This is a genomic window from Streptomyces melanosporofaciens (assembly GCF_900105695.1).
Classification (GTDB): Bacteria; Actinomycetota; Actinomycetes; order Streptomycetales; family Streptomycetaceae; genus Streptomyces; species Streptomyces antimycoticus.
The window spans coordinates 2,541,152-2,565,870 of record NZ_FNST01000002.1 but is presented as its reverse complement, the minus strand read 5'-3'; the positions used below and the strand labels follow the sequence as shown (position 1 = coordinate 2,565,870).

Sequence of the window (24,719 nt, the reverse complement as noted above, 5' to 3'; positions counted from 1 at the left end):
CGGACCCGTACGGCGCCCCTCCCGGGCGTCCGCCCGGGTCCGTGGCGTACCCGGCCGGTCCGGCCCCCGGCCAGCCCCACCCCCCTCCGCCCCTCAGGAGTGCGCCATCAAAGCCGCCAGCCCACCCAAGGGCGCTCCCGCCGGTGCCGTCACCGACGTCGCCGTAGAACTCCACGGAATCACCAAGCGGTTCCCCGGAGTCGTCGCCAACCACGACATCGACATCACTGTGCGCCGCGGCACCGTGCACGCCCTCGTGGGCGAGAACGGCGCGGGCAAGTCGACCCTGATGAAGATCCTCTACGGGATGCAGCGCCCGGACGAGGGCACCATCGCGATCGACGGCGAGACGGTGGAACTGAGCTCCCCGGCGGACGCCATATCCCGTGGAGTGGGCATGGTGCACCAGCACTTCATGCTCGCCGACAACCTCACCGTGCTGGAGAACGTGGTCCTCGGCGCGGAGAAGCTGCACGGCATCAGCGGCAAGGCGCGCGCCCGGATCAAGGAGATATCCGACGCCTACGGGCTGGGCGTCCGCCCCGATGTCCTCGTCGAGAACCTGGGCGTGGCGGACCGTCAGCGCGTGGAGATCCTCAAGGTCCTCTACCGGGGCGCCCGGACGCTCATCCTCGACGAGCCGACCGCCGTCCTCGTTCCGCAGGAGGTCGACGCGCTCTTCGACAACCTCCGCGAGCTCAAGTCCGAGGGCCTGACGGTGCTGTTCATCTCGCACAAGCTGGGCGAGGTGCTCTCCGTGGCCGATGACATCACCGTCATCCGCCGCGGCACCACGGTCGCCTCCGTCGCACCGTCCGAGACCAGCCCCCGGCAGCTTGCCGAGCTGATGGTCGGCAGCGAGCTGCCCTCGCCCGAGACCCGCGAATCCACCGTCACCGACACCGAGATGCTCGTCGTGGACGCGCTGCGGCTGACCGCCACCGATGTGGACGGGGTCGAGCGGGCCGTGCTCGACGACATCGCGTTCACCATCCGCAAGGGCGAAGTCCTCGGCATCGCCGGTGTGGAGGGCAACGGCCAGGCCGAACTGGTCGAGGCCATCATGGGCATGCGCGACCCCGACGCCGGCACCATCACGCTCGACGGCGCCGACATCTCCCACGCGCCCACCCGCAAGCGGCGCGAGGACGGCATCGGCTACATCCCCGAGGATCGCCACCGGCACGGACTGCTGCTGGAGGCGCCGCTGTGGGAGAACCGCATCCTCGGCCATGTCACCGAGGTGCCCAACAGCAAGGGCGGGCTGCTCAACCCGGCCGCCGCCCGGCGGGACACCGAACGGATCGTCGCCGAGTACGACGTACGCACCCCCGGGATCGAGGTCACCGCGGCCTCGCTGTCCGGCGGCAACCAGCAGAAGCTGATCGTCGGCCGGGAGATGAGCCACCACCCCAAGCTGCTGATCGCCGCGCACCCCACCCGGGGTGTGGACGTGGGCGCCCAGGCGCAGATCTGGGACCAGATCCGCACCGCGCGCCGTGAGGGCCTTGCGGTGCTGCTGATCTCGGCCGACCTGGACGAGCTGATCGGCCTGTCCGACACCCTGCGGGTGATGTTCCGCGGTCGGCTGGTCGCCGACGCCGACCCCGCCACCATCACCCCGGAGGAGCTGGGCTCGGCCATGACCGGCGCCGCCTCCGGCCGTCTGGACCACCCGGCCGACGAGACCGAGGCCGCGACCGGGGGAGAGGCCCGATGAAGAAGCTGGACAAGGAGCGGGTGCTGCTCGCGGTCGCCGCCCCGGTGCTGGCGCTCGCCGCCGCGTTCGTGGTGACCGCGCTGGTGCTGCTGGCGACCGGCAAGGAGCCGTTCAACGCCTTCGGCATCATGTTCGACTACGGGGTGAAGGCCGACAGCCAGGTCTACATCCTCAACAAGGCGACGACGTACTACCTGGCGGGGCTCGCGGTGGCCATCGGCTTCCGGATGAACCTCTTCAACATCGGCGTCGACGGCCAGTACCGGCTCGCCGCCTTCTTCGCCGCCGTGGTCGGCGGGGCGCTGGAGCTGCCGGGGCTGGTGCAGATCCCGCTGATCCTCCTGGTCGCCATGCTCGTCGGCGCCATGTGGGCGTCCATCGCCGGTCTGCTGAAGGTCTACCGGGGCGTCAGCGAGGTGATCAGCACCATCATGCTGAACTCCCTCTCCGGCATCCTCATCAGCTATCTCCTGGTGGACGGGCGGCTGGCCGACCTCGACAAGCAGACCAACATCGTGGCCACCGACCCGCTGCCGTCCTCCAGCCACTTCTTCACCTTCCCCGCGGGCGGCGACCTCGACCCCATCTGGGGCTTCATCGTCGTCGCGGCGCTCGCGGGCGTCGGCTTCTGGTTCCTGCTCGGGCGCACCCGGTTCGGCTTCGACCTGCGCGCGGTGGGCCGCTCCGAGTCCGCCGCCCAGGCCAGCGGCGTCAACGTCAAGCGCATGGTGCTCACCAGCATGGTGCTCTCGGGCGCGATGGCCGGTCTGATCGGCATGCCGACCCTGCTCAACGACACCCACCAGTTCACCTCCGACTTCCCGACCGGCATCGGCTTCACGGGTATCGCCATCGCGCTGCTCGGCCGCAACAACCCGGTCGGCATCGCGCTGGCCGCCGTGCTGTGGGGCTTCCTGGAGCGCGGCGCCAACCGCCTGGAGTTCGAGGGCTACGACAAGGAAATCGTCGGCGTGATGCAGGGCGTGATCGTCCTGTGTGTCGTCATCGCGTACGAACTGGTGCGCCGCTACGGGCTCAAGCGCCAGCAGCAGAGGGTCGGCGCGGAGCTCGCCGCCCAGGCCAGGGCCGACAAGGGTACGGACAAGCAGGAGGTGCCGGCATGAGTGCCACGGTGACCACCACCAAGAGCACGAGCACGCCGGGCAAGGGGAACGGGCCCGCCTCCCGGATGTCCCTGGGCAAGGTGCTGCTGATCGTCGCCGGGGCGCTGGTCGCGCTGTCGGTGCTGCGGGCGTTCGCCGACGCCGCCCAGCAGGCGGACTTCGACCGCGTCACCTCCTCCGGGCAGATCGCCGCCGCGCTCTCCATGGCCGTGCCGATCGGCCTCGCGGGCCTCGGCGGGCTGTGGTCCGAGCGGGCCGGTGTGGTCAACATCGGCCTCGAGGGCATGATGATCCTCGGGACCTTCTTCGGCGCCTGGGCGGGCTATCAGACCAACCCCTGGATGGGCGTGCTCGCGGGCGTCCTCGGCGGCGCGGTCGGCGGTCTGGTCCACGCGGTGGCCACCGTCACCTTCGGGGTGGACCACATCATCTCCGGTGTGGCGATGAACATCCTCGCCCTCGGCGCCACCACCTATCTGGCCAAGCGCTGGTTCGAGCCGCTGTCCGACATCGGCGGCTCCCCGAAGAACTCCCCGCAGGTCGACCCCATCCAGACGTTCACCGTCCCCGGACTGTCCGACTGGCTCGCGGACCTGGAGAACCACCACTGGTTCCTGGTCTCGGACATCGCCGGCATCCTCGGCGGTCTGGTCACCGACATCTCCGCGCTGACCGTCGTCTCCATCCTCCTGGTCGTCGGCAGCTTCTTCGCCCTGTGGCGGACCTCGTTCGGACTGCGGCTGCGGTCCTGCGGTGAGAACCCGACGGCGGCCGAGTCCCTCGGCGTCAACGTCTACCTCTACAAGTACGCGGCCGTGGTGATCTCCGGCGCCCTCGCCGGGCTCGGCGGCGTCTTCCTCGCCCTCGTCCGCTCGCACATCTACAACGAGGGCCAGACCGGCGGCCGCGGCTACATCGGCCTCGCCGCCATGCTCTTCGGCAACTGGCGGCCGGGCGGGCTCGCGATGGGTGCCGGTCTCTTCGGCTACTCCGACGCCCTGCAGCTGCGCAACGGCGGGGCGACCGTCCACGCCCTGCTGCTCCTGGTCGCACTCGGCCTCGCCGCGCTGGCGGTCTGGCGGATTGTCCGCAAGAGTTATGTCGCGGGCGCGGTGTCCGGCGCCGCGGCCGTCGCGCTGCTGCTGTGGTACGCCCTGACCGACACGGTCCCGGGCGGCCTGGTCAGCGCCACGCCGTACATCGTGACCCTGCTGGTCATGGGGCTCGCCTCACAGCGGCTGCGGATGCCCAAGGCGAACAACAGGCCCTATCGAAAGGGACAGGGCACATGAGCACTTCCGCTCCCGACTGGGACGGTCTGCGCGCACAGGCCCGGGACGCCATGTCCCGGGCCTACGCCCCCTACTCGGACTTCCCCGTCGGCGCCGCCGCGCTCGTCGACGACGGCCGCACGGTCAGCGGCTGCAATGTGGAGAACGCGGCGTACGGCGTCGCGCTGTGCGCCGAATGCGGTCTGATCTCCTCCCTCGTCGCCTCCGGCGGCGGCCGCCTCACCGCCTTCACCTGCTGCGACCGCGAGGGCGCCGTGCTGATGCCCTGCGGCCGCTGCCGTCAGCTCCTGTGGGAGCACGGCGGCCCCGAGCTCCAGATGGACACCCTCAGCGGCATCCGCCCGCTCGCCGAGCTCCTCCCGGACGCCTTCGGCCCCGCCGATCTGCGCCGCGCCGCCGCCCACGGCTGACGTTCCCGAACACGAAAGGCCCCGTACCGCCCTCATGGACGCCATCTCCGTCATCCGCGCCAAGCGCGACGGCACCCGCCTGACCGACGCCCAGATCGACTGGGTCATCGACGCCTACACGCGCGGCGAGGTGGCGGACGAGCAGATGTCCGCACTCGCGATGGCGATCTTCCTCAACGGCATGGACCGGGCCGAGATCGCCCGGTGGACCGCCGCGATGATCGCCTCCGGTGAGCGGATGGACTTCTCCTCCCTGCCGCGCCCGACCGCCGACAAGCACTCCACCGGCGGCGTCGGCGACAAGATCACCCTGCCGCTCGCCCCCCTCGTGGCGGCCTGCGGAGCCGCCGTACCGCAGCTCTCCGGCCGGGGCCTCGGCCACACCGGCGGCACCCTCGACAAGCTGGAGTCCATCCCCGGCTGGCGCGCACAGCTCTCCAACGAGGACATGCTGGCCGTCCTGCGCGACGTGGGCCCGGTCATCTGCGCGGCGGGCGAGGGCCTGGCCCCGGCCGACAAGAAGCTGTACGCGCTGCGCGATGTCACCGGAACGGTCGAGTCGATCCCGCTCATCGCCTCCTCGATCATGTCCAAGAAGATCGCCGAGGGCACCGGCTCCCTGGTCCTGGACGTCAAGGTCGGCTCCGGCGCCTTCATGAAGGACATCGACTCGGCGCGCGAACTGGCCACCACGATGGTCGGCCTCGGCAAGGACCACGGCGTCCGGACGACCGCCCTCCTCACCGACATGTCCACCCCACTCGGCCTCACCGCGGGCAACGCCCTCGAGGTCCGCGAGTCCGTGGAGGTCCTGGCGGGCGGCGGCCCCGCCGACGTCGTCGAGCTCACCCTGGCCCTGGCCCGCGAAATGCTGGACGCGGCGGGCCTGCCGGACGCCGACCCCGCCAAGGCCCTGGCCGACGGCACGGCCATGGACCACTGGCGCCGCATGATCGCCGCCCAGGGCGGCGACCCGGACGCCCCGCTCCCCACCGCCCGCGAACACCACGTCGTCACGGCCACCGCCGACGGCGTCCTCACCCGCCTCGACGCCTACGCGGTCGGCCTGGCCGCCTGGCGCCTGGGCGCGGGCCGCGCCCGCAAGGAGGACCCGGTCCAGGCGGGCGCGGGCGTCGAACTCCACGCCAAACCGGGCGACCGCGTCACCACGGGTCAGCCGCTCCTCACCCTCCACACCGACACCCCGTCGACCTTCGCCTACGCCCTGGAGGCGCTGAAGGACGCGGTCACCTACGCTCCCCAGAACACGGGCTTCACGCCTACCCCGATCGTGCTGGAACGCATCGCCTGATCGCCCACGGTCCGCACACCGGGTGCGGACCGTGGGCGCCTCCGGCGGAAAGCCCCCACCCCACCCCTTCCCGAAAGAGGGGGCTCCGCCCCCTCACCCCCGCCGGGGCTCCGCCCCGGACCCCGCTCCTCAAACGCCGGAGGGGCTGAATTCTCGCCCCGCTCCTCAAACGCCGGAGGGGCTGAATTCACGCCACCGACGGGGAGCCGCCGACGAGACGGGAGGGGGCGGGGTCGCAGGGGTGGTGTCCTGGACGCTTACGTGTATTTGTGGCGCCAATCCCCGGCCAACTCAACGCCCCCGGCCAACGGCGCCGTAAATATACGGTCCAGGGCGCCGCCCCGGAGGCCCCGCCCCCGGCACCCACCACAAACAGCAGGCGCACCACCCACACACCCGCACCCAGCGGAACGCGCACCCCAGCAACCACCACCGCACCCGCACCCGCACACAGCGGAACCCGCACCCGCACACAGCGGAACCCGCACCCGCACACAGCGGAACCCGCACCCGCACACAGCGGAACCCGCACCCACTACGTCAGCAGCTGACCCCGCCGTCCCAGCAGAAATTTCTTGAAGGCCGCCACCGGCGGCGTGTCCGGGTGCCCGTCCAGCCAGGCAAGACCGATCTCGCGGACGGCACGCGGCGCGGTGACGGTCAGCTCCGCCACCCCGGGGCGGGGAACGGCGGGCGGAGGGAGGAGGGCCACCCCAAGGCCCGCCGCGACCAGGCCGCGCAGCGTCTCCGCCTCCTCGCCCTCGAAGGCGATCCGCGGTGTGAACCCCGCCTCCGCGCACAGCGCATCGGTGATGCGCCGCAGCCCGTAGCCCGGTTCCAAGGTGACGAACAGCTCCGAGGCGGCCTCGGCGAGCCGGACCCGGCGGCGTCCGGCCAGCCGGTGGTCGTCGGGGACCACCAGCCGTAGCCGCTGTTCGTCCAGGCGGCGGGCGACCAGGTCGGGGGCGTCCGGCACCGGGGAGGTCAGGCACAGGTCGAGGCCGCCCGCGCGCATCCGCTCGATCATCGCCTCGCCGTAGTTCTGGACCAGCTGGAACCGCACGCGCGGATGGTCCACCCGAAAGCTCCGGATCAGACCGGGCACGGTCTCGGTCCCCAGCGTGTGCAGGAAGCCGAACGAGACCAGGCCCGCCGCCGGATCCGCGTCGGCCCGTACGGACTCGGCGGCGCGGTCGACCTCGGCGAGGGCCCGTTCGACCGAGCGCAGGAACGTCCGTCCCGCCGGGGTGAGCGCCACCGTACGGCCCCGGCGGGCGAAGAGCGCCACGCCCAGGTCCTCCTCCAGCCGGACCATCGCCCGGCTGAGCGTCGACTGGGGCACCCCCATCTCCTGTGCGGCGCGCGTCACATGCTCATGGCGGGCGACGGCGGCGAACTGGGCGAGGCGCGGCGTGAGGGCGGCGGCCCAGGACTCCGCCTCGACATCTGCTGTCACCGGAATGTCGTTTTCGTAACTGATGCGTGACACCTACGACCCTGACCTTTACTCATGCTGCAGTGGATTGATTATCGCCATTCCGTGCATTGGACGCATCAACCGTGCTTACGTACGGTCGAAGCATGCCTCCTGCTGATACCGGGGCGTCCACCGGAACCCACCGGGTGGACGCCTCCGCTTCGATGTCGACGACCCCGAACCCCTCCCACCCCTCGGCGACGAGTTCCGCCTCCAAGCAGATGAGCCCGGGCCACCCCGGCTACGCCCGGATGCGGCTCGCCCTCTTCACCTCCGGACTCGCCACCTTCGCGCTGCTCTACTCCACCCAGGCGCTGCTCCCCGCGATCTCCGACGATCTGCGGGTCCAGGCGGACCAGGCCAGCTGGAGCGTCTCCGCGGCCACCTTCGGCCTGGCGCTCGCGGTCGTGCCGCTGAGCGCGCTGTCCGAGCGATTCGGCCGACGCGCCATGATGACCGGCTCGCTCACGGTCGCGGTCCTCCTCGCCCTGCTGGTGCCGTTCGCACCGGACCTGGGCTGGCTGATCGGACTGCGCGCGGTCCAGGGCGTGGCGCTGGCCGGGATCCCGGCCAGCGCGATGGCGTATCTCTCGGAGGAAGTTCACCCGAAGGCGCTGGTCGGCGCGATCGGGCTGTTCGTGGCCGGTAACAGCGTCGGCGGTATGAGCGGCCGGATCCTCACCGGCTGGGTGGCGGACGCCTGGGGCTGGCGGGCCGCGCTGGCCGCGGTCGGCGCGATGGCGCTGCTGTGCGCGGTGGCCTTCCGGCTGCTGCTCCCCAAGGCCCGGAACTTCACCCCGGCCGCGGTGAGCCCGCGGGCGCTGGCCCGCACCCTCGCCGGGCATCTCTCCGATCCGCTGCTGTGCCGGCTGTACGCGATCGGCGCGCTGTTCATGACGGTCTTCGGCGGGGTCTACACGGTCATCGGCTACCGCCTGGTGGCCGAGCCCTTCGGCCTCTCGCAGAGCCTGATCGGCTCGATCTTCCTGATCTACCTGGTCGGCACGGTCTCCTCGGCGGCGACCGGCAAGCTGGTCGGCCGGCTCGGGCGGCGCGGCGCGCTGTACGTGGCGGTGTCCACGACGGCGGCCGGACTGCTGCTGTCCCTGCTCAACTCGATCCCGGCGGTGCTGGCCGGTCTGGTGCTGATCACCGCGGGCTTCTTCGCGGGCCACGCGGCGGCGTCCTCGGCGGTGAGCCGTACGGCAAGGACCGGGCGCGCCCAGGCCGCGGCGCTCTACCAGGCGTCGTACTACATCGGCAGCAGCGTGGGCGGTGCGCTGGGCGCACTCGCCTTCCACGCGGCCGGATGGGGCGGCACGGTCGCCATGGGCCTGGTGGCGGTGGGCGGCGCGGCGGCGATCACGGTGTACGCCACGCGCAAGGCGCAGGCCGAACGGCGCGCGGAGGCCGCACGCCGCGAACTGGTCGGCGCACCGGCCTAGCCCGGCCCCTGGCGCTTGCCCAGCGCAGCCCTCTGAGCCCGAAGGGGCCGCCCCGCCACTGTCCCGGCGGGGCGGCCCCTTCGCCCATGGGGGCGCGAGACGGCGACGCACCCGGTGACGTAAACCCCTACGCGCCCCCGCTACGCCCGCGCGGCCAAGCGCTCAGCGCCGCAGGTTCGCCCCGAACCCCGACGCCAGCGGCATCCGCAGCCCCAGCGGCGGCGGAGCCGCCAGCGCGTCGGCGACCGGGCGGGAGAAGCCGGAGTGGAAGAGGGAGCCGAGGAGGAAGTCCACGGCCAGCGCCTGCACCTCGGAGCGGTGCTGATGCAGCCCGTGCCCGTCGGTGTGCACCTCGAAGCGGCACACATCGCGGTTGGCCTTCTTCGCCCGCTCCGCCAGCCGGTAGGACAGCTCGGGGTCGGACCGCTCGTCGTTCGTGCCGTGAGCGATCAGCACCTGCCGTCCCACCAACTGCTTCACCGGCTCGGGTTCGAGCACCTCGTCCGGCGCCGGAAGCCATGGCGCCAGCGCCACCACCGAGGTGACGGCCGGGTGGCCGGCGGCGCGGAGGGCGGCGCGCCCGCCCATGCCGTGGCCCGCGAGGCAGACCGGCACATCGCCGTAGCGCCGCACCACCTCCTCCACGGCCCACGTGGCATCGGAGGCGGGATCGGCGGCGGCCCCGTTCCAGCCCCGGCGCCGGTAGTGGACGACATGACCGGCCAGCCCCTCCTCCCGGCCCGCCCGGATCAGCCGCCGGGCCAGTGGCAGGGTGGCGGCCGCCGTGAGTCTGGAGGGCCGTCTCGTCCCGTTGGGTTCGCCCTCGGGGAGGAGCAGCACCACACCGTGTACGGTCCTTTGCGCGGCGGCCGCGCCCATCGGCCGCCCCAGCCGTGCGCCCCGCTCGGGCAACGCTTGCTGAGCCATGGCGACACGATCGCAGAAGGATTGGTGTACTCCACTACCCGTGCGGGTCACTGTTCCGTATCTATCCCTCACGTTCTACGCGCGTAGGGGCTATGGTGCCCAGATGACGAGCGAGCACAGCCATGAGCCCACCCCCGAACAGATCCGCCGCGCCCCCAAGGTGCTGCTCCATGACCACCTCGACGGCGGGCTGCGCCCCGGCACGATCGTCGACCTCGCGAGGGAGACGGGGTACGAGGGGCTGCCGGAGAACGAGCCCGACAAGCTGGGCGTCTGGTTCCGCGAGGCGGCGGACTCCGGATCGCTGGAGCGCTATCTGGAGACGTTCTCCCACACCGTCGGCGTGATGCAGACCCGCGACGCGCTCGTCAGGGTCGCCGCCGAATGCGCCGAGGACCTCGCCCAGGACGGTGTCGTCTACGCCGAGATCCGCTACGCCCCCGAACAGCACCTCGAGGGCGGGCTGACCCTGGAGGAGGTCGTCGAGGCGGTCAACGAGGGCTTCCGCGAAGGGGAGCGGCGGGCCTGGGAGAACGGCCACCGCATCCGGGTGGGCGCCCTGCTGACCGCGATGCGGCACGCGGCCCGCGCCCTGGAGATCGCCGAACTCGCCAACCGCTACCGCGACTTGGGCGTGGTCGGCTTCGACATCGCGGGCGCCGAGGCCGGATTCCCGCCCACCCGGCACCTGGACGCCTTCGAGTATCTGAAGCGGGAGAACAACCACTTCACGATCCACGCGGGCGAGGCGTTCGGACTGCCGTCCATCTGGCAGGCGCTGCAGTGGTGCGGCGCCGACCGGCTGGGCCACGGCGTCCGCATCATCGACGACATCAAGGTCGCGGACGACGGCTCCCTCGCCCTCGGCCGCCTCGCCTCGTACGTCCGCGACAAGCGCATCCCGCTGGAACTGTGCCCGACCTCCAACCTCCAGACGGGCGCGGCCAGTTCGTACGCCGAGCACCCCATCGGGCTGCTCCGCCGACTGCATTTCCGTGCCACCGTGAATACGGATAATCGTCTGATGAGCGGGACGAGCATGAGCGCGGAATTCCAGCATCTTGTATCAACGTTCCATTACACGCTTGACGACATGCAATGGTTCACGGTCAATGCCATGAAATCGGCCTTCATTCCTTTTGACGAACGTCTGGCGATGATCAGTGACGTGATCAAGCCCGGATACGCCGAGCTGAAGTCCGAATGGCTGTTCCGAAATGTGGCCTCCGCGTCGGCTGTGACCAGGGATTCCGCGTCCGAGGGAAGCTGACCGAGCGCACGGGGCCCATGGCCCGGGCGGGGTTTCGGGGGCGGTTTTCGGCGTTTGCGGGCAGCCGAAATCCATGGCTACGTTTCCGTATCGGTCAAGCCCCCGTCTCAAGGACAGATTTCTGATGAAGCAGGGAACGCTCAAGACTCTCGGTGTCATTGCCCTCGGCGCCGTCGCCGTCATCACCGGAGGCAGCGCCGCGTCCGCGGCCCCCAGCGCGCCGGTCCCGGGCGGCTCCGCGGGCCGTGTCGCCGCCCCGGGGCAGCCCGCCGCCCAGCCCGGAAAGCCCGCCGCCCAGGCCAAGCCCGGCCAGGGCATGCTGGGTCAGCTCCCGCTGCAAGGTCTGCCGACCGGCAACCTCATCAAGCTGGGCTGATCTCCGCCTGGACACACGGCCGGGCCGCACATCCCGATGGGGTGTGCGGCCCGGCCGTTCCGTATGCCGGGGTCACGCCGCTACGCCGCGACGCCGGCCGAACCGGGTCACCACGCCTCGCGGTAGGCGTTCTCCGCCGGAAGCAGGAACCACAGCGCGAGATAGAGCAGGAACTGCGGCCCCGGCAGCAGACACGAGACCACGAAGAGCACCCGCATCGTCGTCGGGGTGGTCCCGAAGCGCCGGGCGAGACCCGCGCAGACACCGGCGATCTTCTTCTCGTGGCGGGGGCGGACCAGCGGTGCGCTCATGATGGGGACTCCTCCTCGTCGAGTGGGCTCGGGAAGAGCCAAGTTCCCGATGAACTCAACGCTATGTCCGCGTGCTGGAGGAGACGTCGCTCCACGGTGCGATCCCGACCCTGGGAATCGTCGGGGTCGGGGCCAGGGCGCCGTCGTCCCGGGGGAGGGGCGCGGCCCGGCCCCGGTCAGCCCGACGGCGGAGCCGCGTCCGGACGGCGGGGACCACCAATACGTGCGCGAGGGCGACCCCGACGGTGTTCAGCAGCACCGAGTCCACGTTCATGATCTGCCCGGTCATCTCGCTGCGCAGCAGCGCCACCCCCAGGGCCGCCATCGCCCCGCTGAAGGCCGTACGGGCCAGCGAGGCCAGCGGATACGCCTCCACCCGGCCCCCGGCGAGCGGCAGCAGCACCCCCAGCGGCGCGAGCAGCAGCAGCCCGCCTCCGATGGAACGGACGGCCTCCCAGGGGCTGAGCGCCAGATCGGCGCGGATGGTGGCCAGCGGTTCGAGGGTCGCGGCGGACACCCAGGGCACGTTGGTCGGTCGCAGGGTCAGCCAGCAGACGAACACGAGATGTGCGACGAGGAGGACGAAGCCCGCGACGCGGTAGCGAAAGGCGGCCCTGCGGCCGAAGGGACCCTGCACGAAAATCAGGACGCCGCCCGCGGGGGTCGTGGTTCCGCCCGCACCCCGCTGGTCAGCACCTTGTTACCGACAAGTCGCCGACCTGGGACGAGGCGGTACCGGCAGGTAACGAATCAGGAGACCAGGACCCCGGAGTTGACCGCGATCATGGGGTTGCGGCGCATCTCCTCGGTGCACTGGTACGCCTTGAGCGGATCCCGCTGGCTGTCCGGGCCGCCGAGCACCACCTTGCCGTCATCCCCGGCCACCGTGGTGTCCGCGAGAGTGCAGACGATCTGCGCGAGCGCCAGGGACTGGATCTCCTCCGGCGGCCGGCTCAGCCGCAGCGCGCTGTTCGGGTCGTCCTCGGCCGGACCGGAGATCTCCACCCAGTCCTCGACCGCCGTGGAGAACCCGGCCGCCGCCTCGGCCGCCGTCGGCGGCAGCCGCAGCTGCTCCAGCAGCGCCTGGGCGACCCGCACCGGCTCCGGGGACGTCTTCTCCTCGCCCAGCCGGGTCGTCCGGCTCACCGACAGGACCCGCGAGGAGCACAGCAGATAGATCCGTACGGAGCCCCGGCGCATCCCCTCGGCGGCCCGCTCCGACTCGGGCGCCCGGCAGGACGCCCGCGAGGGCGCGGCCCCGGCGTCCACCGGCACCGAGGTGCCGCGTATCCCGCAGCCGGCCGCCAGCAGGACGACCGCGCCGGACAGCAGAAGAGCGGCCGACCGGCTCCACCGCGCGCTCATGGCCTGCCCTCCTCGTTCCGGCCCGTGCCCCTGGCCGCATTCCCGCCCTTGCCCTTGCCCCAGGTCCTGCCCTTGCCCCTGGCCCTGGCCCTGCCGCCGTCGTCGCGCTCGCCCCCGGCGGCGCCCTCGCGGTCGAGACCGTCGAGACCATCGAGATCGCCGAGATCGTCCTCGGCCTCGTCGGAGGCGATCCGGGAGGCGTCCATCGGCAGCCGCAGCGTGAAGACGGCCCCGCCGTCCGGGGAGTTCGCGGCGCTGATGTCGCCGCCGTGGATATGCGCGTTCTCCATCGCGATCGACAGCCCGAGCCCGCTGCCCTCCGAGCGCGGGCGGGACGCGCTCGCCTTGTAGAACCGGTCGAAGACATGCGGCAGCACATCCTCGGGGATGCCCGGACCGTGGTCCCGGACCTTGATCAGCAGCTCATCGCCGTCGGTGCGCACCGAGACCCGCACCGGCGAGCCGCCGTGCTTGAGCGCGTTCCCGATCAGATTCGCCAGGATCACATCCAGCCGCCGGGGATCCAGCCGGGCCACGATCCCGCGCGCCGCGTCCAGCTCCACCGCGTCCAGCCAGGCGCGGGCGTCGATGCAGGCCGTCACCTGGTCGGCGACATCGACATCGTCGAGCACCAGCCGGGCCGTGCCCGCGTCGAAGCGGGTCACCTCCATCAGGTTCTCCACCAGGTCGTTCAGCCGCCGGGTCTCGCTCACCACGAGCTGCACCGCCGGAGCGATCATCGGGTCGAGCGAATCGGCCTCCTCCTCCAGCACCTCGGAGACGGCCGTGATCGCGGTGAGCGGGGTCCGCAGCTCATGCGACATGTCCGCGACGAAGCGCCGGCTGGACGCCTCCCGCGCGGACAGCTCCGCCACCCGCTTCTGCAGCCGCTCCGCGGCCCGGTTGAAGGTGTGGGAGAGATTGGCCAGCTCATCGGAGCCCGAGACCTGCAGCCGGGTGTCCAGATGCCCCTCGCCCAGCCGGTACGCCGCCTCCCCGAGCCGCTGCACCGGCCGCAGCACCGTGGCCGCGGCGGCCTGCGCCAGCAGCGCGGCGCCGATCAGCGCGAGCCCGGTGGCGATCCCCAGCGACCACGCCAGGGAGTTCAGATCCTGGCGCTCGGTGTCCAGGGACTTGAGCATGTAGCCGGTCGGGCCGCCGCCGTTCACCTTGGCCCCGCCGACCAGATACGGGGTGCCGTCCAGCGTGATCCGCTGCCAGTAGAGGTGGTACGGGGAGGCGTTCCCCTTGCCCACCGGGCGCTTCTGGTCCACCGCGCGCCGCAGAGACGCGGGCACCGCGTCGAGGGTGAACAGGCCCTTGTCCGAGGCCGCCGGACAGCTTCCGGCGTCCCGGGTCCGGGTGATCAGCAGCACCTCGTACTTCTGGGTGTTGTCCGCCATACGACCCGCGGCGTCCCGCAACTCGGAACAGGTCGGGACGGAGGGCAGCGGGTCGGTGTCGTCCTTCAGCGATTTACGGAACTCGTCCAGCGCCGCGTCCTGGGTACGGGTCAGCACCGCGTCACGGTTCAGCCAGTACGCGATGGCCGACGCGGACACGGCGGCGGTCAGCGCCACCAGGCCGAAGACCAGCATCAGCCGCAGCCGGAGGCTGAACCACCGCAAGAGCCCCGCGGCCCAGCCCCGGGCCCGGCCGGGCTCATCGCTCACTGCGCTCAATTCCGTACGTCTCCGCCCCGGCGCGCACCACTCATCGCCGCCGCTGTGCCGTCTTGTTCGCTTCTCCGCTCGTGCGGCGAAGGTGGGCGCATCGTCGTCGGCTGCGGGCCGGTGGCCGCACGTGCGTCGCTCGCTGTGCCGTCTTGTTCGCTTCTCCGCCCGTGCGGCGAAAGTGGGCGCATCGTCGTCGGCTGCGGGCCGGTGGCCGCACGTGCGTCGCTCGCTGTGCTGGTTTGTTCGCTTCTCCGCTCGTGCGGCGAAGGTGGGCGCATCGTCGTCGGCTGCGGGCCGGTGGCCGCACGTGCGTCGCTCACTATGGCGCGTCCAGCCGGTAGCCGACCCCACGCACCGTACGGATCAGTGTCGGCGACGACGGGACGTCCTCCACCTTCGCGCGCAGGCGCTGTACGCATGCGTCGACCAGCCGCGAGTCGCCGAGGTAGTCGTGCTCCCAGACCAGCCGCAGCAGCTGCTGCCGGGACAGCGCCTGCCCCGGCCGGCGGCTGAGCTCCAGCAGAAGCCGCAGCTCGGTGGGGGTGAGCTGCAGGTCCTCGCCGTTCTTGGTGACCGTCATGGCCGCGCGGTCGATCAGCAGACTGCCGAAGGCCGCGGAGTCATTGGCCTCCCGCTCGCCCCGCCGCAGTACCGCACGGATCCGGGCGTCCAGCACCCGGCCCTGGACGGGTTTGACGACATAGTCGTCGGCGCCGGACTCCAGGCCGACGACGACGTCGATGTCATCGCTGCGCGCGGTCAGCAGGATGATCGGCAACTGGTCGGTACGGCGGATCCGGCGGCACACCTCGAAGCCGTCGATCCCGGGCAGCATCACATCGAGCACGATCAGATCCGGCCGCTGCTCACGCAGCAGTTTCAGGCCGTCCTCGCCCGTCGCCGCGGTCGCCACACGGTGGCCCTGGCGGGACAGAGAGAGTTCGAGGGCCGTGCGGATGGCGTCGTCGTCCTCGATCAGCAACAGGAAAGGCACGTTGGTCATTCTGGCCTACAAGGGGCCTGTAGTTCGACCGTCAGGGGTTTATCGGCTCGATCCCCTGTGACGAGCCTGTGACAGTCGACAGACAGCCCCATGAAACTGACCCGGCAAAGTCTTCTGTGCACCGGGCGGAACGCCACCGGCCGGGGCAGCCAGCAGACCGATCAGGCTCCACCGACGGGGGGCGCGAAATGAGCACACTGCACTTCACGAACACCAGCGCAGTTCGCACGCGCCTCCACGACACCGGCCGGGGCAACGAGAAGTCCGGTGCCGTGAGCGGGCGGGGGTGCGCTCGCGGCGCCGGGCGTCAGCGGCCTCCTTACATGGTGGCCATTGACGCGATCACGGGGGAGAAGGAGGCCGGTCACGGCCTCGGGGGGGACAACGGGGGACCGGGGGGACACGGGGGAAGCTCGTACAGGGAGGCAGAGGGGGAGCGGCGCACCGCGTCGGAGGCGGAGTTCACCGCCTATGTCCAGGAGCGCCGCGCCTCCCTGTACGCAACCGCCTACCACCTGACCGGTGACCGCTTCGAGGCCGAGGACCTGCTGCAGAGCGCGCTGTTCTCGACCTACCGGGCCTGGGACCGGATCAGCGACAAGGCGGCGGTCGGCGGCTATCTGCGCCGCACCATGACCAATCTGCACATCAGCGCCTGGCGTCGGCGCAAGCTCAACGAGTACCCGACGGAGGAGCTGCCGGAGACGGTGGGCGACCACGACGCGATGCGCGGCACCGAGCTGCGCGCCGTGCTGTGGCAGGCCCTGGCCCGGCTGCCCGAGCTGCAGCGCACGATGCTGGTGCTGCGCTACTACGAGGGCCGGACGGATCCGGAAATCGCGGACATCCTGAACATCAGCGTCGGAACGGTCAAAAGCAGCATCTGGCGCTCGCTGCGCCGGCTGCGCGAGGACGAGAGCCTCAGCTTCGGCCGTGACGAGGAGGAGTCCTTCGGTGAACTGGTCGCCTGACGGCGGCGGGACGACCGAAGGCAGGGGGAAATCGGGGGAAATCGGGGGAAACGGGAGGGGAACAAGAAATCGGGGGAGTACGGGGGAAACAGGCGCGAGGCCGGACATCCGAGGGGGATTGTCCGGCCTCGCGCCTTTCCTTGCGCCCTTTTCCGTTATACGGATGCCTTCTGGCCGGAGGCGGGGACCCGCCCTCCCGCCGTCGCGGCCGCTATCCGGCCCATCGCCGTGCCCTTGCCGCACGCGTACGCGCCCAGCGCCGTCTGCCGGGCCACGATCCCGCGCTCCGCGCGCATCAGCCGCCAGCCGCGCCGCAGCAGATAGTGCGGAGGCTTACGGCCCTCCCGCAGATCGCGCAGCAGCCGGCGCCGGAAGGTGGTGGACGGACGGCCGCGCAGACAGAGCGCGTCCGCGAGGACCCCGAGATCGGCGCAGCGCCCGATGATGTCCGCGGCGAAGATCCCCTCGGCGATGAACAGCGGCGCCCGCCCGATGTCCAGCGTCTCCTCGCCGACGCGGGAGCTGGTGGCGATGTCGTACAGCGGCACGGTCGTCCGTGACGTACGGCAGAGCGTCTCGATCGCCGCGACCGCCGCGTCCGCGTCCCAGGAGCGTGGCGAGTCCCAGTCGGCGCCCCCGCCGTCGGCGAGTTGGGGGAGCGTCGGGTCGCCGCCCTCCTTGTAGAAGTCGTCGAGGTTGAGCACGGGCAATCCGGTGCGGGCCGCGAGCGAGGACTTTCCCGAGCCCGAGGGGCCGGTGAGCAGGACGACACGGGCGGAAGGCGGTTGGCTGGTCACGGAACACCAGTGTGACGCATCCTTTCTCACACGTGACCCCCGCGTGACCGATGACGTAACGTCCGACGTCGCCGTGTCACCACGTCACCACGTCACCACGTCGCCCTGTCACCACGTCGCCGCCCGTGTCTCCCCCGCCGTCAGACGACCGCGCGCGGTCGTTCCGCCGCCGCCGTACGGGCCGGGCGGGTGCGGGGGCCGAAGACCGCCAGGATGAGGGCGCCCAGGAGCCAGGTGCCGGCGATGAAGTAGAAGACGCTCTGATAGCCGGTGCGGTGATAGAGGGCCGCGATGATCAGCGGTCCGGCGGCGTTGGAGAGACGGCCGAGCCCGTAGGAGACGCCCGTGCCCAGTGAGCGGCCGCGGGTGTCGAACAGCTCGGGGGAGTAGGCGTATCCCAGGGCCGTGTAGCCGCGCTCGAAGAGGTTCACCAGGAAGCCGAAGACCACGATCAGGACCGGGTTGAAGGTCAGCCCGTACAGCAGACCGCACAGCGCGATCACCGCACCGAAGGCCACCAGACACCATTTGCGCTCGAAGCGGTCGGTGACCAGGGAGGCCAGGAACGAGCCGAGCGGAGCGCCGACGGTGGTGAGCGCCACATAGAAGACCGACTTCTCGACGCTGAAGCCCTCCTTGGCCAGCAGGGTGGGCGCCCAGCTCGAGTAGCCGAAGAAGCCGATGGTCTGGGTCACCCACAGGACCGTGAGCAGCAGGGTCGGCCCGAGGTAGCGCTTTTGCAGGAGGAGGCGGGGCGACGCCTTGGCGGGCCGGGTCTCGTCGATCGGCGGCGCGGGCTCGGGCAGCGGGCCCTTCTCGGCGGCGACCCGGGTCTCGATCCCGGTGAGGATCGCCTCCGCCGCGTCGTACTCGCCCCTGCTCTCGTGCCAGCGGGGGGACTCCTCCAGATGCCGGGTGAAGAGGACGAAGAGGATGCCGACGGCGCCCCAGAGGTAGACCAGCCGCCATGACCAGTCGCTGAGCGGTACGACGGCGCTGGCGATGAGGTTGGTGGCCGGGGTGCCGCAGATGCCGATGACGATCGCGTACGCCTGGAACTTGCCGCGTACGGCGGCCGGATACATCTCGTTGACATAGATGACCGCCACGACCGTCATCGCGGACAGCCCGGCCGAGGTCAGCACCCGGAACACGCTGAGTGAGGCGAGGTCCCAGGAGAAGGCCGAGGCCAGGGAGAAGACCCCGAAACAGAGCGTGGTGTGGATCAGCGCCTTCTTGCGGCCCCAGCGGTCGGCGAGGGTGCTCGCGACCACGGAGCCGATGAACATGCCGACGAACGACAGCGAGGTGACGTAGGCGATCTGGTCGACCGTGATGCCCCAGAGGTCGATGAGCTGGGGAGCGGTGGTGGCGAAGGTGTTGATGTCCGCGAACTCGAAGAAGTAGGCGAACGAGACGGCCAGCAAGGTGATCTTGTGAAACCGGGAGATGGGGAGTCTGTTCAGCCGGTTCACCGCATTGGAGTGCTGCATGGGCGGCCCTTGTCGAAGAGGCGGGGAGGAGGAGGCGGGGAGGGGGCGGGGGCGGGTCTCGGCGGGCGGTTCGGAGTCAGGCGCCTTCGCCGGGCCAGTAGAGCCTCATGGGGTTGTCGACCAGCAGCTTCCGCCGCTGCTCGGCGGTGACGGCCACCTGGGGCACGTAGTCGACCAGCAGCCCGTCGTCGGGCATATGGCCGGTGAGGTTGGGATGCGGCCAGTCCGTGCCCCACAGCACCCGGTCGGGGAACTCCTCGACCACGCGGCGGGCGAAGGGCACGACATCGGTGTACGGGTGCCGCTCCGCGTTCAGGGCCGGGGGCCCGGTGACGCTGAGGCGCTCGGGGCAGGTGACCTTCACCCACACCTCGTCGCGTTCGGCGAACCGCAGGAAGCGGGTGAAGTCGGGCCCCGTGACCGGTGCGGTCACATCGGGGCGTCCCATGTGGTCCACGACGAGGGGGGTGGGCAGGGAGTTGAAGAAACGTTCCAGCTCGGGCAGGTCGGCGCTTTCGAAGTAGAGGACGACATGCCAGCCGAGCGGGGCGATCCGCTGCGCGATGGCGGCCAGATCGTGCTGGGGCGCGGCGTCGGCCAGGCGCCGCAGAAAGGTGAAGCGCACCCCGCGCACGCCCGCCGCGTCCAGCCGGCGCAGCTCCGCGTCGGTGACATCCGGGCGTACGGTCGCGATACCGCGCGCCCGGCCGCCGGACGCCTGGACGGCGTCGACCATGGCGCTGTTGTCCGCGCCGTGACAGGTCGCCTGGACGATCACATTGCGGCCGACCCCGAGGTGGTCGCGGAGGGCGAAGAGGTCGTCCTTGCCGCCGTCACAGGGCGTGTACTTGCGTTCGGGTGCGAAGGGGAACGCGGCTTGCGGGCCGAAGACGTGGCAATGGGCGTCGACGGTGCCCGGCGGGAGGGCGAAGGCGGGCCGGGACGGGTCGGGGTGCCAGTCCAGCCAGCCGGGGGTCTTGGGGGAGAGCGTGCTCATGAGGGCTCCTCTGGGCGAGTGAGCGGCCCTGCGGTCGTCCTCGTGGGCCGTGCGGTCGTCGTCGCGGACCCTGCGGCCGTCATCGCGGACCGGAGGTCGTCATCGGGGACCTGTGATCGCGATCGGCGGACCGGGCGGTGGCCATCAGCGGCCCTGCTCGGTCAGCAGGGCGTCCAGGCGAGGGTAGACGGTGCGGGCGTTATGTTCGTAGATGCCGGTCAGATCGGTCGCGGAGAGCCCGGCGGCCTCGGTGTAGCGGTGGGTGTCGTCGAAGTGCCGGCCCGTCCGGGGGTCGACATCGCGGACGGCGCCGATCATCTCCGAGGCGAAGAGGATGTTCCGGGCCGGGATGACGTCGAGGAGAAGATCGATGCCGGGCTGGTGGTAGACGCAGGTGTCGAAGAAGACATTGCCCAGGACGTGCTTCTCCAAGGGCGGCTTGCCGAGGGCCATCGCCAGGCCGCGGAACCGGCCCCAGTGATACGGGACGGCGCCGCCGCCATGCGGGATGATCAGGCGCAGGGTGGGGAAGTCGGCGAACAGATCGCCCTGTACGAGCTGCATGAACACCGTCGTATCGGCGTTGAGGTAGTGCGCCCCGGTGGTGTGGAAGGCGGGGTTGACGCTGGTGCTCACATGCACCATCGCCGGGAGGTCGTACTCCACCAGCTTTTCGTAGATCGGGTACCAGGAGCGGTCGGTCAGCGGCGGGGCCGTCCAGTGACCGCCCGAGGGATCGGGGTTGAGGTTGACCGCCACGGCCCCGTACTCCTCCACGCAGCGGACGAGCTCGGGCACGCAGGTGGCCGGGTCGACGCCCGGCGACTGCGGAAGCATCGCGGCGGGGGCGAAGCGCTCCGGGTGGAGCGCGCTGACGCGGAAGCAGAGCTCGTTGCAGAGGGCCGCCCACTCGGCGGAGGTGTGGAGATCGCCGATGTGGTGGGCCATGAAGGACGCCCGGGGCGAGAAGACCGTCAGGTCGATGCCGCGTTCGTCCATCAGCCGGAGCTGGTTGGGCTCGATGCTGTGGCGCAGCTCGTCGTCACTGACCCGGAGATCGGCGCGGGAGGGGGTGCGGGCGGGGTCGGTGAGTCCGTTGATCTGCTGGGTGCGCCATGCCTCCAGCGCCGGTGGCGCGGTGGTGTAGTGGCCATGGCAGTCGATGATCATTCGCGGTTCCTTCTCGGCGTGCGGTTCCTCGCAACCTAACTGTCGATGAAATTGTTGACAATATGTGCGACGAAAAAAGACCCCCGCGATGTCCGGGATGCGGACGCCGCGGGGGCGGGGTGGGTCAGGCGCGGAGCTGCCGGGCTAGGCGCCCATCGGATGCCAGACGGTCTTGGTCTCCAGGAAGCCGAGGAGACGGCCGGTGCCGGGGTCGGCCGCCCAATCCACAGGCTGTGGACGAAGGACCCGCTTGAGGTTCTCCGCACTGGCCTTCTCCAGCTCGACCGCGAGCTCCGGGTCCGCGCCGGCGAGGTCGATCGCGTTGACGTCCTGGTGTGCGGCGAGCGGGGCGGCGATCTCGGCGGTGCGGCCGGAGAGGATGTTGACCACGCCGCCCGGGAGGTCGGAGGTGGCCAGCACCTCGGCCAGGGAGAGGGCGGGCAGCGGGGACTTCTCGCTCGCCACCACCACGGCCGTATTGCCGGTGACGATCGCGGGGGCGATCACGGAGACCAGGCCGAGGAAGGACGATTCCTGGGGCGCGAGGAGCGTGACCACGCCGGTCGGCTCGGGGGAGGAGAGGTTGAAGTACGGCCCGGCGACGGGGTTGGCGGACCCGGCGATCTGGGCCGTCTTGTCCGACCAGCCCGCGTACCAGACCCAGCGGTCGATCGCGGCGTCGACCTGGGCGGTGGCCTTGGACTTCGACAGGCCCTCGGCGTCGGCGACCTCCGCGACGAACTGGTCGCGGCGGCCCTCCAGCATCTCGGCGATGCGGTAGAGGATCTGGCCCCGGTTGTACGCGGTGGCCCCGGACCAGCCGCCGAACGCCTTGCGCGCGGCGGCGACCGCGTCCCGGGCGTCCTTGCGGGAGGCCAGGGGGGCGTTGGCGAGCCACTGGCCCTTTGCTGTGGTCACCTCGTACACCCGCCCGCTCTCGGACCGGGGGAACTTGCCCCCGACGAACAGCTTGTAGGTCTTCAGCACGGAGAGTCGGTCGTTGCGGTCAGACATCGAGGTATGCCTCCAGGCCATGCCGACCGCCCTCGCGGCCGTATCCCGACTCCTTGTAGCCGCCGAACGGGGAGGCCGGGTCGAACTTGTTGAACGTGTTGGACCACACGACGCCCGCCCGGAGCTTGTTCGCCATCCACAGGATGCGCGAACCCTTCTCCGTCCAGATGCCCGCCGACAGTCCGTACGGCGTGTTGTTGGCCTTGGCCACGGCCTCTTCGGGGGTGCGGAAGGTGAGCACCGACAGCACCGGGCCGAAGATCTCCTCGCGGGCGATCCGGTGGGCCTGGGTGACGCCGGTGAAGAGGGTGGGCGCGAACCAGTAGCCGGAGCTGGGCAGTTCGCACGCCGGGGCCCAGCGCTCGGCGCCCTCGGCCTCGCCCGCGTCGGCCAGCGCGCGGATCCGGGCGAGCTGCTCGGCGGAGTTGATGGCGCCGATGTCGGTGTTCTTGTCCAGCGGATCGCCCAACCGCAGGGTGCCCATGCGGCGCTTGAGCGCGTCGAGCAGCTCGTCCTGGACGGACTCCTGGACCAGGAGGCGGGAGCCCGCGCAGCAGACATGGCCCTGGTTGAAGAAGATGCCGCCGATGATGCCCTCGACCGCCTGGTCGATGGGGGCGTCGTCGAAGACGATGTTCGCGGCCTTGCCGCCGAGTTCGAGGGTGACCTTCTTCCTCGTACCGGCCACCGTACGGGCGATGGCCTTGCCGACCTCGGTGGAGCCGGTGAAGGCCACCTTGTCGATCCCGGGGTGGGCGACCAGCTCGGCGCCGGTCGAGCCGTCGCCGGTGATGATGTTGACCACGCCCTTGGGGAGCCCCGCCTGGCGGCAGATGTCCGCGAAGAAGAGGGCGCTCAGGGGCGTCGTCTCGGCGGGCTTGAGGACGACCGTATTGCCGGTGGCGAGCGCCGGGGCGATCTTCCAGGCCAGCATCAGGAGCGGGAAGTTCCAGGGGATGATCTGGCCGGCGACGCCCAGGGGCTTCGGGTCCGTGCCGCTCGTGCCGTTCAGCGGGCTACGCCCGCGGGTCGCGTACGCGAGCTTGTCGGCCCAGCCCGCGTAGTAGAAGAAGTGGGCCGCGACCAGGGGCAGATCTGAGTCGCGCGACTCGCGGATCGGCTTGCCGTTGTCCAGCGACTCCAGGACGGCCAGTTCGCGGGAGCGCTCCTGGATGATGCGCGCGATGCGGAAGAGGTACTTGGCGCGCTCGGAGCCGGGGAGCGCGGACCAGGTCATGAACGCCTTACGGGCGGCCTTGACGGCGCGGTCCACGTCCTCGGCGCCGGCCTGGGCGACCTCGGAGAGGACCTCCTCGGAGGAGGGGGAGAGGGTCTTGAAGACCTTGCCGTCGCCCGCCTCGCCGAACTCCCCGTCGATGAACAGGCCGTAGGACGGGGCGATGTCGACGACCGCGCGGGACTCCGGCGCCGGTGCGTACTCGAAAACGGGCATGGCGTATCAGTCCACCGTCACGTAGTCGGGACCGGAGTACCGGCCGGTGCTCAGCTTCTGGCGCTGCATCAGCAGGTCGTTGAGGAGGCTGGAGGCGCCGAAGCGGAACCAATCCGGGGAGAGCCACTCGCCGCCCAGCGTCTCGTTGACCATCACCAGGTACTTGATCGCGTCCTTGGAGGTGCGGATGCCGCCCGCCGGCTTCACGCCCACCTGCACGCCGACCGCGGCGCGGAAGTCGCGGACCGCCTCCAGCAGGACGAGGGTGACGGGCGGGGTCGCGTTGACGGCCACCTTGCCGGTGGAGGTCTTGATGAAGTCCGCGCCGGCGAGCATCGCCAGCCAGGAGGCACGGCGGACGTTGTCGTACGTCTGCAGCTCACCGGTCTCGAAGATCACCTTGAGGTGGGCGGCGGTGCCGTCCTCGCGGACGCAAGCCTCCTTCACCTGCCGGATCTCCTCGAAGACCTCGAGGTAGCGGCCGGAGAGGAAGGCGCCGCGGTCGATCACCATGTCGATCTCGTCCGCCCCGGCGGCCACCGCGTCCCGGGTGTCGGCCAGCTTGACCGGCAGCGCGGCCCGGCCGGAGGGGAAGGCGGTGGCGACGGCTGCCACGTGGATGCCGCTGCCCTTCAGGGCCTCCTTGGCGGTGGCCACCATGTCGCCGTAGACGCAGATGGCCGCGACCTGCGGGACGGTGCGGTCGGTGGGATCGGGGTTGATCCCCTTGGCGCACAGGGACCGGACCTTGCCCGGGGTGTCGGCACCCTCCAGGGTCGTCAGGTCGATCATCGAGATCGCCAGGTCGATGGCGTACGCCTTCGCCGTGGTCTTGATCGAGCGGGTGCCGAGGGTCGCGGCACGGGCCTGCAGGCCGACCGCGTCGACGCCCGGCAGGCCGTGCAGGAAGCGGCGCAGGGCGCGGTCGTCGGCGGTCACGTCCGCCATCGACGCGAGTCGCTCCGCGGCCTCTTTGCCGTATGCGGGAACTGTGGTGGGCATGGTCACCAGACGAGCATATCTACGCGCGTAGTCGGATGTCACCCCCGCCCCCGGATTCCACGCGGGCCGGGGTGAGCGATCCCTGGGCGCCCCCCACCTTCGGAGTGTGGTGCA

The 24,719-nt window shown here is 70.9% G+C and carries 23 protein-coding genes; 9 read left to right on the top strand and 14 right to left on the bottom strand.

Annotated elements, in window-relative coordinates:
- Window positions 1-106: 106 nt before the first annotated feature.
- Genes BLV72_RS13490 through BLV72_RS13470 form a run of 5 tightly spaced genes read left to right on the top strand, consistent with a single transcriptional unit; the run spans window position 107 to window position 5,858 of the window.
- A complete protein-coding gene (locus BLV72_RS13490; RefSeq protein ID WP_093462479.1) occupies window positions 107-1,720 on the top strand; it encodes an ABC transporter ATP-binding protein in 1,614 nt (537 codons plus the stop codon).
- On the top strand, window positions 1,717-2,844 hold the full coding sequence (locus BLV72_RS13485; protein ID WP_093462478.1) for an ABC transporter permease: 1,128 nt from the start codon (window positions 1,717-1,719) through the stop codon (window positions 2,842-2,844). The genes BLV72_RS13490 and BLV72_RS13485 overlap by 4 nt, the downstream gene beginning before the upstream one ends.
- Entirely contained in the window at window positions 2,841-4,136 is a 1,296-nt protein-coding gene (locus tag BLV72_RS48740) for an ABC transporter permease (RefSeq protein WP_093462476.1), read from the top strand. The genes BLV72_RS13485 and BLV72_RS48740 overlap by 4 nt, the downstream gene beginning before the upstream one ends.
- Window positions 4,133-4,546 carry a cytidine deaminase gene (locus tag BLV72_RS13475; protein WP_093462475.1) on the top strand — a complete coding sequence of 138 codons (414 nt, stop codon included), beginning with the start codon at window positions 4,133-4,135 and terminating at the stop codon, window positions 4,544-4,546. Before BLV72_RS48740 ends, BLV72_RS13475 begins: the two co-directional genes overlap by 4 nt.
- A 34-nt stretch (window positions 4,547-4,580) precedes the next feature.
- On the top strand, window positions 4,581-5,858 hold the full coding sequence (locus BLV72_RS13470; RefSeq protein WP_093462474.1) for a thymidine phosphorylase: 1,278 nt from the start codon (window positions 4,581-4,583) through the stop codon (window positions 5,856-5,858).
- Between the two features lie 535 nt (window positions 5,859-6,393).
- Here BLV72_RS13470 and BLV72_RS13465 read toward each other — a convergent pair.
- Complete coding sequence (locus BLV72_RS13465; RefSeq protein ID WP_208906024.1) at window positions 6,394-7,320, bottom strand: LysR family transcriptional regulator; 927 nt, start codon at window positions 7,318-7,320, stop codon at window positions 6,394-6,396.
- A 119-nt stretch (window positions 7,321-7,439) separates the two neighbouring features.
- Between BLV72_RS13465 and BLV72_RS13460 the strand changes: the two genes are divergently transcribed.
- Window positions 7,440-8,780, top strand: coding sequence for an MFS transporter (locus tag BLV72_RS13460; protein ID WP_093462471.1), 1,341 nt, complete (start codon window positions 7,440-7,442; stop codon window positions 8,778-8,780).
- Between the two features lie 162 nt (window positions 8,781-8,942).
- On the opposite strand, the gene BLV72_RS13455 is transcribed toward BLV72_RS13460, so the two are convergent.
- Window positions 8,943-9,707: an alpha/beta hydrolase gene (locus BLV72_RS13455; protein WP_093462470.1), complete on the bottom strand. Its 765-nt coding sequence runs from the start codon at window positions 9,705-9,707 to the stop codon at window positions 8,943-8,945.
- A 103-nt stretch (window positions 9,708-9,810) separates the two neighbouring features.
- Between BLV72_RS13455 and BLV72_RS13450 the strand changes: the two genes are divergently transcribed.
- Together BLV72_RS13450 and BLV72_RS13445 are read left to right on the top strand one after the other, a co-directional pair.
- A complete protein-coding gene (locus tag BLV72_RS13450) occupies window positions 9,811-10,977 on the top strand; it encodes an adenosine deaminase (protein WP_093462468.1) in 1,167 nt (388 codons plus the stop codon).
- Window positions 10,978-11,101: 124 nt separating this feature from the next.
- Complete coding sequence (locus BLV72_RS13445) at window positions 11,102-11,353, top strand: hypothetical protein (protein ID WP_093462467.1); 252 nt, start codon at window positions 11,102-11,104, stop codon at window positions 11,351-11,353.
- 107 nt (window positions 11,354-11,460) lie between these two features.
- On the opposite strand, the gene BLV72_RS13440 is transcribed toward BLV72_RS13445, so the two are convergent.
- From BLV72_RS13440 to afsQ1, 5 genes are all read right to left on the bottom strand, one after another.
- Complete coding sequence (locus tag BLV72_RS13440; protein WP_093462465.1) at window positions 11,461-11,664, bottom strand: PspC domain-containing protein; 204 nt, start codon at window positions 11,662-11,664, stop codon at window positions 11,461-11,463.
- A gap of 61 nt (window positions 11,665-11,725) precedes the next feature.
- Window positions 11,726-12,301: a VanZ family protein gene (locus tag BLV72_RS13435; RefSeq protein ID WP_093462464.1), complete on the bottom strand. Its 576-nt coding sequence runs from the start codon at window positions 12,299-12,301 to the stop codon at window positions 11,726-11,728.
- Between the two features lie 113 nt (window positions 12,302-12,414).
- Window positions 12,415-13,029 carry a hypothetical protein gene (locus BLV72_RS13430; protein ID WP_093462463.1) on the bottom strand — a complete coding sequence of 205 codons (615 nt, stop codon included), beginning with the start codon at window positions 13,027-13,029 and terminating at the stop codon, window positions 12,415-12,417.
- The gene (locus BLV72_RS13425) at window positions 13,026-14,627 is read right to left on the bottom strand and encodes a sensor histidine kinase (RefSeq protein ID WP_244321401.1); all 1,602 of its coding nucleotides are present in this window, start codon (window positions 14,625-14,627) and stop codon (window positions 13,026-13,028) included. Before BLV72_RS13425 ends, BLV72_RS13430 begins: the two co-directional genes overlap by 4 nt.
- A gap of 397 nt (window positions 14,628-15,024) precedes the next feature.
- Window positions 15,025-15,699 (bottom strand): two-component system response regulator AfsQ1, encoded by a 675-nt coding sequence (afsQ1, locus tag BLV72_RS13420; RefSeq protein ID WP_174887374.1) that lies wholly within the window; start codon window positions 15,697-15,699, stop codon window positions 15,025-15,027.
- A 197-nt stretch (window positions 15,700-15,896) separates the two neighbouring features.
- On the opposite strand from afsQ1, the gene BLV72_RS13415 reads away from it, so the two are divergent.
- Complete coding sequence (locus tag BLV72_RS13415) at window positions 15,897-16,679, top strand: SigE family RNA polymerase sigma factor (RefSeq protein ID WP_093462460.1); 783 nt, start codon at window positions 15,897-15,899, stop codon at window positions 16,677-16,679.
- A gap of 155 nt (window positions 16,680-16,834) precedes the next feature.
- On the opposite strand, the gene BLV72_RS13410 is transcribed toward BLV72_RS13415, so the two are convergent.
- The 7 genes from BLV72_RS13410 to deoC form a co-directional block, all read right to left on the bottom strand.
- The gene (locus tag BLV72_RS13410) at window positions 16,835-17,476 is read right to left on the bottom strand and encodes a uridine kinase family protein (protein ID WP_244320748.1); all 642 of its coding nucleotides are present in this window, start codon (window positions 17,474-17,476) and stop codon (window positions 16,835-16,837) included.
- Between the two features lie 140 nt (window positions 17,477-17,616).
- Window positions 17,617-18,969 carry an MFS transporter gene (locus BLV72_RS13405; RefSeq protein ID WP_093462457.1) on the bottom strand — a complete coding sequence of 451 codons (1,353 nt, stop codon included), beginning with the start codon at window positions 18,967-18,969 and terminating at the stop codon, window positions 17,617-17,619.
- Between the two features lie 76 nt (window positions 18,970-19,045).
- On the bottom strand, window positions 19,046-19,966 hold the full coding sequence (locus BLV72_RS13400) for an amidohydrolase family protein (RefSeq protein WP_093462456.1): 921 nt from the start codon (window positions 19,964-19,966) through the stop codon (window positions 19,046-19,048).
- Between the two features lie 144 nt (window positions 19,967-20,110).
- Window positions 20,111-21,136 carry an amidohydrolase family protein gene (locus tag BLV72_RS13395; RefSeq protein ID WP_093462454.1) on the bottom strand — a complete coding sequence of 342 codons (1,026 nt, stop codon included), beginning with the start codon at window positions 21,134-21,136 and terminating at the stop codon, window positions 20,111-20,113.
- A 144-nt stretch (window positions 21,137-21,280) separates the two neighbouring features.
- Window positions 21,281-22,150, bottom strand: coding sequence for an aldehyde dehydrogenase family protein (locus tag BLV72_RS13390; protein WP_093462453.1), 870 nt, complete (start codon window positions 22,148-22,150; stop codon window positions 21,281-21,283).
- Window positions 22,143-23,603 carry an aldehyde dehydrogenase family protein gene (locus tag BLV72_RS13385; protein WP_093462451.1) on the bottom strand — a complete coding sequence of 487 codons (1,461 nt, stop codon included), beginning with the start codon at window positions 23,601-23,603 and terminating at the stop codon, window positions 22,143-22,145. Before BLV72_RS13385 ends, BLV72_RS13390 begins: the two co-directional genes overlap by 8 nt.
- Window positions 23,604-23,609: 6 nt before the next feature.
- Complete coding sequence (gene deoC, locus BLV72_RS13380) at window positions 23,610-24,605, bottom strand: deoxyribose-phosphate aldolase (RefSeq protein ID WP_174887527.1); 996 nt, start codon at window positions 24,603-24,605, stop codon at window positions 23,610-23,612.
- Window positions 24,606-24,719: the final 114 nt, after the last annotated feature.

Excerpts from the sequence above, each read along its gene's own strand:
- BLV72_RS13485 (WP_093462478.1), top strand. The coding sequence starts at position 1,717 with ATGAAGAAGCTGGACAAGGAGCGGGTGCTGCTCGCGGTCGCCGCCCCG.
- BLV72_RS48740 (WP_093462476.1), top strand. The coding sequence starts at position 2,841 with ATGAGTGCCACGGTGACCACCACCAAGAGCACGAGCACGCCGGGCAAG.
- BLV72_RS13475 (WP_093462475.1), top strand. The coding sequence starts at position 4,133 with ATGAGCACTTCCGCTCCCGACTGGGACGGTCTGCGCGCACAGGCCCGG.
- BLV72_RS13470 (WP_093462474.1), top strand. The coding sequence starts at position 4,581 with ATGGACGCCATCTCCGTCATCCGCGCCAAGCGCGACGGCACCCGCCTG.
- BLV72_RS13460 (WP_093462471.1), top strand. The coding sequence starts at position 7,440 with ATGCCTCCTGCTGATACCGGGGCGTCCACCGGAACCCACCGGGTGGAC.
- BLV72_RS13455 (WP_093462470.1), bottom strand. The coding sequence starts at position 9,707 with ATGGCTCAGCAAGCGTTGCCCGAGCGGGGCGCACGGCTGGGGCGGCCG.
- BLV72_RS13450 (WP_093462468.1), top strand. The coding sequence starts at position 9,811 with ATGACGAGCGAGCACAGCCATGAGCCCACCCCCGAACAGATCCGCCGC.
- BLV72_RS13445 (WP_093462467.1), top strand. The coding sequence starts at position 11,102 with ATGAAGCAGGGAACGCTCAAGACTCTCGGTGTCATTGCCCTCGGCGCC.
- BLV72_RS13440 (WP_093462465.1), bottom strand. The coding sequence starts at position 11,664 with ATGAGCGCACCGCTGGTCCGCCCCCGCCACGAGAAGAAGATCGCCGGT.
- BLV72_RS13430 (WP_093462463.1), bottom strand. The coding sequence starts at position 13,029 with ATGAGCGCGCGGTGGAGCCGGTCGGCCGCTCTTCTGCTGTCCGGCGCG.
- BLV72_RS13425 (WP_244321401.1), bottom strand. The coding sequence starts at position 14,627 with ATGCTGGTCTTCGGCCTGGTGGCGCTGACCGCCGCCGTGTCCGCGTCG.
- BLV72_RS13415 (WP_093462460.1), top strand. The coding sequence starts at position 15,897 with ATGAGCACACTGCACTTCACGAACACCAGCGCAGTTCGCACGCGCCTC.
- BLV72_RS13405 (WP_093462457.1), bottom strand. The coding sequence starts at position 18,969 with ATGCAGCACTCCAATGCGGTGAACCGGCTGAACAGACTCCCCATCTCC.
- BLV72_RS13400 (WP_093462456.1), bottom strand. The coding sequence starts at position 19,966 with ATGAGCACGCTCTCCCCCAAGACCCCCGGCTGGCTGGACTGGCACCCC.
- BLV72_RS13395 (WP_093462454.1), bottom strand. The coding sequence starts at position 21,136 with ATGATCATCGACTGCCATGGCCACTACACCACCGCGCCACCGGCGCTG.
- BLV72_RS13390 (WP_093462453.1), bottom strand. The coding sequence starts at position 22,150 with ATGTCTGACCGCAACGACCGACTCTCCGTGCTGAAGACCTACAAGCTG.
- BLV72_RS13385 (WP_093462451.1), bottom strand. The coding sequence starts at position 23,603 with ATGCCCGTTTTCGAGTACGCACCGGCGCCGGAGTCCCGCGCGGTCGTC.
- deoC (WP_174887527.1), bottom strand. The coding sequence starts at position 24,605 with ATGCCCACCACAGTTCCCGCATACGGCAAAGAGGCCGCGGAGCGACTC.